This is a genomic window from Falsiroseomonas sp. RANM36, from assembly GCF_056682175.1.
The window spans coordinates 1,386,346-1,395,118 of sequence record NZ_JBWXTD010000003.1; the positions used below are offsets into that span (position 1 = coordinate 1,386,346).

7 protein-coding genes and 2 pseudogenes are annotated in these 8,773 nt (G+C 71.0%); 3 read left to right on the plus strand and 6 right to left on the minus strand.

Going from position 1 to position 8,773, the window contains the following annotated elements; translation table 11 throughout:
- Nucleotides 1–53: 53 nt before the first annotated feature.
- Nucleotides 54–740 (minus strand): fumarylacetoacetate hydrolase family protein, encoded by a 687-nt coding sequence (locus tag AC1MIR_RS11495; protein WP_480028293.1) that lies wholly within the window; start codon nucleotides 738–740, stop codon nucleotides 54–56.
- Between the two features lie 338 nt (nucleotides 741–1,078).
- On the minus strand, nucleotides 1,079–1,900 hold the full coding sequence (locus AC1MIR_RS11500; protein WP_480028294.1) for a gamma-glutamyl-gamma-aminobutyrate hydrolase family protein: 822 nt from the start codon (nucleotides 1,898–1,900) through the stop codon (nucleotides 1,079–1,081).
- A 129-nt stretch (nucleotides 1,901–2,029) separates the two neighbouring features.
- Between AC1MIR_RS11500 and AC1MIR_RS11505 the strand changes: the two genes are divergently transcribed.
- Complete coding sequence (locus tag AC1MIR_RS11505) at nucleotides 2,030–3,010, plus strand: Bug family tripartite tricarboxylate transporter substrate binding protein (RefSeq protein WP_480028295.1); 981 nt, start codon at nucleotides 2,030–2,032, stop codon at nucleotides 3,008–3,010.
- A gap of 236 nt (nucleotides 3,011–3,246) precedes the next feature.
- Here AC1MIR_RS11505 and AC1MIR_RS11510 read toward each other — a convergent pair.
- The 4 genes and pseudogenes from AC1MIR_RS11510 to AC1MIR_RS11525 all read right to left on the minus strand — a co-directional run.
- Nucleotides 3,247–3,360 (minus strand): annotated as a pseudogene (locus tag AC1MIR_RS11510) (DUF2237 family protein); the annotation flags it as partial.
- Between the two features lie 25 nt (nucleotides 3,361–3,385).
- Nucleotides 3,386–3,661, minus strand: a pseudogene (locus tag AC1MIR_RS11515) (DUF2237 family protein); the annotation flags it as partial.
- 131 nt (nucleotides 3,662–3,792) lie between these two features.
- Nucleotides 3,793–5,388 carry a phosphoenolpyruvate carboxykinase gene (locus AC1MIR_RS11520; protein ID WP_480028296.1) on the minus strand — a complete coding sequence of 532 codons (1,596 nt, stop codon included), beginning with the start codon at nucleotides 5,386–5,388 and terminating at the stop codon, nucleotides 3,793–3,795.
- A 135-nt stretch (nucleotides 5,389–5,523) separates the two neighbouring features.
- Nucleotides 5,524–6,261, minus strand: a complete 738-nt coding sequence (locus AC1MIR_RS11525) for a HugZ family pyridoxamine 5'-phosphate oxidase (RefSeq protein WP_480028297.1) — start codon at nucleotides 6,259–6,261, stop codon at nucleotides 5,524–5,526.
- 66 nt (nucleotides 6,262–6,327) lie between these two features.
- On the opposite strand from AC1MIR_RS11525, the gene AC1MIR_RS11530 reads away from it, so the two are divergent.
- Nucleotides 6,328–7,080: a response regulator transcription factor gene (locus AC1MIR_RS11530; RefSeq protein ID WP_480028298.1), complete on the plus strand. Its 753-nt coding sequence runs from the start codon at nucleotides 6,328–6,330 to the stop codon at nucleotides 7,078–7,080.
- Between the two features lie 62 nt (nucleotides 7,081–7,142).
- Nucleotides 7,143–8,773: sensor histidine kinase (locus AC1MIR_RS11535; protein ID WP_480028299.1), on the plus strand; the 1,631-nt coding region annotated here is incomplete at its 3' end.

Here is an 8,773-nt window from a genome sequence, read left to right on the forward strand (position 1 = left end):
CCTCCCCTGCAGAGCGGGGGAGGGAGAAGGGCGCGCGGGCCGGACGAGTGCCCTCAGACGATCTTGGTGCGGACCTCGCCGACGCCCTCGACGAAGCCTTCGAGGACATCGCCCTTCACCACGGCCGCCACGCCTTCCGGCGTGCCGGTCATGATCAGGTCGCCCGGCTCCAGCCGCACCAGGCCCGAAAGGTTCGCGATCACCTCGGGCACCGACCAGATCAGCTTGGACAGGTCGGAGACCTGCTTGACCACGCCGTTGACCTTCAGCTCGATCTTGCCCTTGGAGCCGTCATAGGAGCCGTCATGCTTCACCAGCGGGCCCATCGGGGCCGAATGGTCGAAGCCCTTGCCCATGTCCCAGGGGCGGCCGGTCTTCTTCGCCTCGTTCTGGATGTCGCGGCGGGTCATGTCGAGGCCGGCGCACCAGCCCCAGACATGCTTCAGCGCGTCGCCGATGGCGATGTCCGCGCCGCCCGTCCCGATGGCGACCACCAGCTCCATCTCGTGATGCAGGTTCTTGGTCTGGCTCGGATAGGGCATGTCGGCGCCGTCGATCACGACGGAATCCGCCGGCTTCGCGAAGTAGAAGGGCGGCTCCCGCGTGGGGTCGGACCCCATCTCGATCGCGTGCTCGGCATAGTTGCGCCCGACGCAGAAGATGCGGCGGACCGGGAACTTCCCGCCCCCCTTCACCGGCAGATAGGCGATCTTGGGCGGTGCGATGACGAAGTCGGACATGTGGACGATGTTCCCCAACCGGACAGCGACGGCCCTCTTACCGGCTGGACGCGCCCGCGCAAGATCGTGAGGCAGGAATTCGGCCTGTTTCCGACGCAAGGAAAAACGCCCGGTCAGGGGGGTGACCGGGCGCTACTGTCCTATTCCGATCGGAATGGTCGGGCGAGCCGGCAGGGGAACCGGATCGCTCACCGGCGTAGTAGGGCCGGCCGACAGAGAGTAGCGCGTCCACAGCCCCCCATGCAAAAGGCGAATGTGTCCCGGCGACACGGATTCGACGGAATCGGCGTCAGGTCGCGGCGGTTTGAACGCTTGCAACCGCGCGGCAGTTGACGCCGTCAGGCCGCAGCCAGGCGCGGCGCCCCCGCACCGGGTCGCTCGCCGGGTCGCTGGCCGGCCGCCCAGGCGGCTGCGGCGGCGCCGAAGGCCTCGAACAGCGCGCGGCTCAGCGCATCCTCTTCCCAGTCGTATTCCGGATGCCACTGCACGCCGAGCACGAAGCCCGGCGCATCCGCCACATGCACCGCCTCGATCGTGCCGTCCGGCGCCCAGGCCTCCGGCACCAGGCGCGGCGCCAGGCGCTGGATGCCCTGGTTGTGCAGCGAGTTCACCGCCACGCCCTGCGGCCGCCAGGGGAGGGCGGCCTGGTTCCAGATGCGCGCCAGCATCCCGTCCGCGCTCACCCGGACCGCATGCGCCTTGCCGGTGCGCACCTTCGGCAGCTTCTGGTCGGACGGCGTGGAGTGGTCGAGCCGCCCCGGCAGGTCCTGGATCCGCTGGTCCAGCGATCCGCCGAGCGCGACGTTGAGTTCCTGGAAGCCGCGGCAGATCGCCAGCAGCGGCAGGCCGGAGGCGATGGCGGCACGGATCAGCGGCAGCGTCGTGGCGTCCCGCAGCGGGTCCTCCGGCGTGCCTTCCGCATGGGCGGGGCCCTCGTAGTGGTCGGGATGCACGTTGGAGCGGCTGCCTGTCAGGATCAGCCCGTCCAGCCGCGGCAGGATGTCCGGCACCAGCGCCTCCCCGGCGGCGGGCAGCAGCACCGGCACGCCGCCCACCGGGCCGAGGGTGCAGCGGACATAGCTGTCGGAGGCGGCATGGTTCGGCGTCCCGAAGAGGCCGAAGGGCTTGTTGCAGCAGGAGATGCCGACCATCGCGCGCATGTCTCCCAATGTCCTGCTCCGATGTGGCAGGATCAAGACATCGTTTCGCCAGCTTCTCCGCCGCCTTTCGCATGGCAGGCGCGCTTGGCGCGCGGAACGGCGGCAATGTGCCGCGACAGGGAGCAGATCATGATCGGTCGTCGGGGCGCGCTCGGGGGTGTGATCGGCGCGGCGGGGCTGGTGTCGGGCCGCGCGGCCCAGGCGCAAGGCGGCACGGGCTGGCCTTCGCGGCCGATCCGCTGGGTGGTCGGCTACCCGGCCGGCGGCGCCTCCGACACCTTCGCCCGCCTGATCGCGGGGGTGATGGGCCCGGCGCTGGGCCAGAACGTGGTGGTGGAGAACCGTCCCGGCGGCGGCGCGGTGCTGGCCTCCGAGCTCGTCGCCCGCAGCCCGGCCGACGGCTACAGCTGGATGCATGTGGACAACGGCATCCTGGTGTACAACCCGGCGCTCTACAGCCGGCTGCCGTACGATCCCGACCGCGACTTCACCGGCGTGGGGTTCATCGGGCTGTTCCCGCTCTATGTCGTGGTGCGGCCGGACAGCCCCTGGCGGGACTTCGCCGCGCTGCGCCAGGCCTCCCAGACCCGGCCGCCGACCTATGGCACGCCGGCCGTCGCCTCCCCCCACCACCTGGCGATGGAGTTGCTGAAGCGGCGCAGCGGCCTGTTCGCCGAGCATGTGCCCTATCGCGGCGGGCCCGCGGCGATGCAGGACCTGCTGGCGGGCAATGTGGACGTGGTGGTGATCGACACCTTCACCGGCACGCCCTTCATCCGCGACAACCAGGTGCGCACCCTGCTGGCGCTGACCGAGCAGCGCACGTCGCTGGCGCCCACCGCGCCCACCGCGCGGGAGCTGGGCTACGACGCGGTCGCCTATGGCTGGCAGGGCATGAGCGTGCATGCCGCGACACCGCCCGCGATCGTCGGCCGCCTCTCGCAGGAGATGATCCGGGCGATGCAGACGGAGACGCTGACCAGCCGGCTGCGTGACCGCGACATCGAATACCGCCCGCAATCGCCGGCGGAGTTCCAGGCCTTCGTGCAGGCCGAGAATGCGCTGTGGCGGCCGCTGATCCGCGAGCTCGGCATCCGGCTGGACAGCTGAAACCGGGCGGCCGCCGCGAAAAAGCCGCGGCGGCGCCAACACCGCGTCAATCCTTCTGCGTCAGATTGGGATGCGTCGGGCGGGATTGGCCGACCGACGCCAGGACGGCCCCTTTCCCCGCAGGACGGTGACAGACCATGTCCGCGACAGTGCAACGCCTGATCGCCACGATGCATCGGTGGCTGACCTACCGGCCGGAGCGCCGCTTCATGCGGGGCTGAACCGCCCCGCGCCACTCAGCCTTCCAGCGCGTGCGCCTTCAGGTCGTCCAGCGCGACGACGGCCAGCGCGGCGAGATGCGTGGCCTCCAGCAGCACCGGCGGCGCCACGCCGGCCAGGCGTGCCTCCTCCCACCGCGCGGCGCAAAAGGCACCAACGGTCGCCGGGCTTGAGGCCGGAGAAGCCGTATTCGGGGCGCGGCGTGGAGAGGTCGTTGCCGCGTGCCCTGCTGAAGGCCAGGAATTCCGCCGTCACCTGCGCGCAGACCACATGCAGGCCGAGGTCATGCGGCCCGGTGTTGCAACAGCCGTCGCGGAAGAAGCCGGTGAGCGGCGCGACCGAGCAGGGCAGCAGCGCGCCGCCGAGCACGTTGCGCGCCGGCGCCGGGCCTTCGCCGCGTCCGCCGCGGCGCTGCGTGTCGTCGAGGGGCATCGTGCCACCTTAGGCCCTCCCCCGCTGGCGGGGGAGGGTCAGGGTGCGGGCGCGCAGCGCATGTGATGCGCGGTGCGCCCCCACCACGTCGCTCAGGCACCCTCTCCCGCAAGCGGGGGAGGGCCGGGCGATCACGCCGCGGCGCGGATCGCCACCTCCCGCACATCATCGCCGACGGCGTCGGCAAACGTCGAAAAATTCTGCTCGAACAGGCTGACGAGGTGCTTCGCCTGGCGGTCATAGGCGGCCTTGTCGGCCCAGGTCTCGCGCGGGTTCAGCACCTCGCTCGGGATGCCCGGCACGGCCTTCGGCATCATCAAGCCGAAGAACGGGTCGCGCACGAACTCCACCTTGGCGAGCGAGCCGTCCAGCGCGGCGCGCAGCAGCGCGCGGGTGTGCTGGATGCTCATACGCCTGCCGGTGCCATAGGCGCCGCCGGTCCAGCCGGTGTTCACCAGCCACACCTGCGCACCGTCGCGCGCGATGCGCTCAGAAAGCATTCGGCCGTACACCTCGGGATGGCGCGGCAGGAAGGGCGCGCCGAAGCAGGTGGAGAAGGTCGCCTGCGGCTCCTTGCCGAGGCCCTTCTCGGTGCCGGCGACGCGCGCCGTGTAGCCGGACAGGAAGTGATACATCGCCTGCGCCGGCGTCAGCTTCGCGATCGGCGGCAGCACGCCGAAGGCGTCGGCCGTCAGCATCACCACGTTCTTCGGCTTGCCCGCGACGCCGCCGGCCACCGTGTTCGGAATGAACTCGATCGGGTAGCAGGAGCGGGTGTTCTCGGTGAGGCGCCCGTCATCGAGGTCGAGATTCCCGAACTCGTCGCCGATCACGTTCTCCAGCACGGCGCCGAAACGGTGGGAGGCGTCCCAGATCTGCGGCTCGGCCTCCTTCGACAGCTTGATGACCTTGGCGTAGCAGCCGCCTTCGAAGTTGAAGATGCCGCTGTCCGACCAGCCATGCTCGTCGTCGCCGACCAGCGCGCGCTCGGGGTCGCTGCTCAGCGTGGTCTTGCCGGTGCCGGACAGGCCGAAGAACAGCGCGGAATCGCCCGCCTTGCCGACATTGGCGCTGCAATGCATCGGCAGCACGCCGCGATCCGGCAGGATCCAGTTCATCACGGTGAAGATGGATTTCTTGATCTCGCCGGCATAGCTTGTGCCCGCGATGCAGATCGTGCGCGCGGCGAAGCTCAGCGCGATGCAGGTGCCGGTGCGGCAGCCGATCTCGGCCGGGTCGGCCTCGAATTCCGGCGCATGCAGGATGACGTAGTCCGGCTTGAAGGAAGCGAGCTCCGCCCGCGGCGGGCGGATGAACATGTTGCGCGCGAACAGCGCGTGCCAGGCATTGGTGGTGATGAGGCGCACGCGGATGCGGTGGGCCGGATCGGCGCCGGCATAGAGGTCCTGGGTGAAGAGCTCCGGCTGCTGGCCGAGCCAGGTGCGCACCTGGCCGCTGAACTTGGCGAAGTTCGCCGGCGACAGAGGGCGGTTCACCTTGCCCCACCAGACGGCGTCATGCACCTCGGGGTCGTCCACCACGAACTTGTCCTGGACCGAGCGGCCGGTGTGCTGGCCGGTCACCGCCATGAAGGCCCCGTCGGCGGAAAGCCGCCCCTCGCCGCGGCGCAGCGCATGGGCATAGAGCCCATTAGCCGCCAGGTTGGCATGGATCTCCGCCGGGCCGGCGACGCCGGTCCCCGCGAGCGCTGCATCAGCGGACGTCATCTAGGGCCTCCTCGGGCGCGCGGACCGGGTCTGGATCGGGGGCGTTCCGGCCGCGTCGCGCAATGACCACCCTATCCTGGGTGACTGCGGCGAAATTACGCCCGCTAAGCGAATGTGACAACGTGAACCGGTTGGTTACTCCGCTGACATGTCCTTGTTGAGGTTGTTGCGGGCGGATCGGGCCGCACGAATGAGTTGTGCGCGCACCCCGTCGGCATCCGCCACCGGCGCCGCCCAGGCCAGGCGCAGCACCCTCTCGTCGAGCGCCAGGTCGCAGCCATCGGTGTCCACCGCGGCGAGCCTCCAGGCCCCGGCCCCGCCGGCGAGCAGCCCTTCCGCGATCGCCGCCACGGCATCCGGATGGTCGGCATTCACATGGGCGAGGATCTCGGCCTCCGCCGCGGCCACCGCCGCCACCGCCTCCGGGTCGGGCAGCAGTTCGGCCAGCTTCAGCCGCGTGGCACGGGCGAACCCGCCCACCAGCAGCACCCCTCCCGGCCGCACCCGCCACAGGGCGAAATCGCCGAAATCGGCATAGAGCGCGGCATAGGGGTGCCGGCCGAGCCAGCGCGCCTTCAGCGCCGGCACCTCCGCCGCCGGCACCGGCTCGGCCAGGCCGCTGAGCGTCACGCGCGGCGCGGTCTGCGGGTTCGCCCCCTCCGGCACGCCCGCGAACAGCAGCGCGCAGCGCGGCTCCGCCCGCAGGTGCCTGGTATGCTCCGACAGGCTCGAGAGCAGCAGCAGCGGCGCCAGGTCCGGCGCGGTCGCCGGGGTGACCAGGCTGGCGAAGGGCTGGCCCTCCGCGCTGGTGGCCAGCGTCGCCGAAATCGCGCCGCGGATCAGCCGCCGCGCCTCGAAGCCCAGCCCTTCCATCGCCATATCGTATCCCGCTGCCCGACCCGTCTTTGCCACAATCCGGCGCCAGGATAGGCGCGTGGCATGCCAGGGGCGCGGCATCGGCCGCCCCGCGCTCATGCCCCAGGAGCATCGACAGTGCCCACCATCGCGCTCGTGGACGACGACCGCAACATCCTGACCTCCGTCTCCATGACGCTGGAGCAGGAGGGATTCCAGGTCCGCACCTACACGGACGGCGAAAGCGCCCTGCAAGGCCTGCTGGCGCGCCCGGCCGACCTCGCCGTGCTGGACGTGAAGATGCCGCGCATGGACGGGATGGAGCTGCTGCAGCGCCTGCGCCAGCGCAGCCAGCTGCCGGTGATCTTCCTGACCAGCAAGGACGACGAGCTGGACGAGTTGATGGGCCTCAGGCTCGGCGCCGACGACTACATCACCAAGCCCTTCAGCCAGCGCCTGCTGCTGGAGCGCATCCGCGCCCTGCTCCGCCGCAACGAGGCGAGCCGTGCGGAGGGCAGCGGCACGGCGGCCGGCGGCATCATCGCCCGCGGCGATCTGGTGCTGGACGAGACCAAGCACACCTGCCTCTGGAAGGGCCAGCAGGTGCAGCTGACGGTGACGGAGTTCCTGCTGGTCAAGGCGCTGGCGGTGCGGCCCGGCATGGTGAAGAACCGCGACCAGCTGATCGACGCGGCCTATGGCGAGAACATCTATGTGGACGACCGCACCATCGACAGCCACGTGAAGCGCGTGCGCAAGAAGTTCCGCCAGGTGGACAACGACTTCGCGCAGATCGAGACGCTGTACGGGCTGGGCTACCGCTACAAGGAGGCGTGACACCGCGCTTCTGGCTGCCACCGCGATAGGCTAGCCTGCGGCCAGGACGGACAGGGCCCCGGATGCCGGACGCAAGCGGCGCACCGCTGGTGCAGTCGAACACCGAAGCGCGGCAACGGCGATGGCTCTCGCCGCTGCTGCGCCGCATCCTGCTGCTCAACGCCCTGCCGCCCGCCCTTCTGGCCGCGGCGCTGCTCTATCTCGACCAGTACCAGAACGGCCTGCTCGCCGCCGAGGTCGAGGCGCTGCGCACCCAGGCGCGCATCTACGCCGGCGCCATCGGCGAGGCCGCCACCCGCACCCGCGACGACCGCACCGTGCTGGTGCCCGAGGCCGCCCGGCCGCTGCTGCGCCGCCTGGTCGAGCCCTCGCCCAACACACAGGCGCGCCTGTTCGACACCACCGGCCTGCTCGTCGCCGACAGCCGCGTGCGCGAAGGACCGGGCGGCGCGATCACCACCGAACCGCTGCCGCCGCCCGAACCCCGCGGCGCCTTCGCCGGCACGGTTGGCGGGGTGTACGACCGCATCCTCTCCGTCCTGCCGGTCGGCTCGCGCCGCACCGTGACGGTGGACGTGAACCCCGACGCGCCCTCCTTCGACTGGCAACCGGAATTCGGCGGCACCGGCAACGCCCAGACCACCGCCGACCGGCGCGAGGAGCTGCGCCTGGCGCTGGAGGGCGGCGTGCGGCCCTATATCCGCCGCACCGCCGAAGGCCGGCTGCTGGTCTCGGTGGCCGAGCCCGCGCGGCGCGGCGCGACCGCCGTCGGCATCGTGCTGCTGACGCGGGAGGCGCGGGAGGTGGATGCGCGCCTGCTCGAGATCCGCGTCTCGGTCCTGGCGCTGTTCGGCCTGGCGCTGCTGCTGACCGTGCTGGCCTCCTTCTACCTGGCGCGCACGCTGGCCACGCCGATCCTGCAGCTGGCCGAATCCGCCGCCGCGATGCGCGAAGGCGAGGGCCGCGCCGGCAGCGTGCCGGCCGGGCTGCTGGCGCGCGACGACGAGATCGGCGTGCTGGCCCGCGACCTGCAGGACGCGGCCCGCGCGCTCTGGGCCCGCATCGACGCCAACGAACGCTTCGCCGCCGATGTCGCGCACGAGTTGCGGAACCCGCTGACCTCCGTACGCAGCGCGATCGAGACGCTGCGCCGCATCGAGGACCCGCCCAAGCAACGCCGCCTGCTGCAGATCATCTCCGACGACGCGGTGCGCATGGACCGGCTGATCAACGACATCTCCGACAGCTCGAAGGTGGACGCCGAACTCTCCCGCACCGTCGCGCAGCCGGTGGATGTCGCGCCCATCCTCGGCGCGCTCGGCGAGCTCCACGCCGCCCCGCGCGACGAGGAAGACCCCATCGTGGAGATCGAGACGCCGGACCGCCTGATCGTGCGCGGCGTGGAGGGCCGGCTGGTGCAGGTGTTCCGCAACCTGATCGGCAACGCGGTCTCCTTCAGCCCGCAGAAGGGCCATGTCTGGGTGCGCGCGCGCCCGGTCGGGGCCTTCGTCGAGGTCACGGTGGAAGACGAGGGGCCGGGCATCCCCGAAGCCAAGCTGGAGAGCATCTTCGACCGCTTCTACAGCGAACGCCCCACCGGCGAGCGATTCGGCCAGCACTCCGGCCTCGGCCTCTCCATCTCGCGCCAGATCGTCGAAGGCCTGCGCGGCCGCATCGCGGCCGAAAACCGCCC

Bases quoted from the DNA above. Each gene is read 5' to 3' on its own strand.
- AC1MIR_RS11495 (WP_480028293.1), bottom strand. From the start codon at position 740: ATGTCCGACTTCGTCATCGCACCGCCCAAGATCGCCTATCTGCCGGTG.
- AC1MIR_RS11500 (WP_480028294.1), bottom strand. From the start codon at position 1,900: ATGCGCGCGATGGTCGGCATCTCCTGCTGCAACAAGCCCTTCGGCCTC.
- AC1MIR_RS11505 (WP_480028295.1), top strand. From the start codon at position 2,030: ATGATCGGTCGTCGGGGCGCGCTCGGGGGTGTGATCGGCGCGGCGGGG.
- AC1MIR_RS11520 (WP_480028296.1), bottom strand. From the start codon at position 5,388: ATGACGTCCGCTGATGCAGCGCTCGCGGGGACCGGCGTCGCCGGCCCG.
- AC1MIR_RS11525 (WP_480028297.1), bottom strand. From the start codon at position 6,261: ATGGAAGGGCTGGGCTTCGAGGCGCGGCGGCTGATCCGCGGCGCGATT.
- AC1MIR_RS11530 (WP_480028298.1), top strand. From the start codon at position 6,328: ATGCCAGGGGCGCGGCATCGGCCGCCCCGCGCTCATGCCCCAGGAGCA.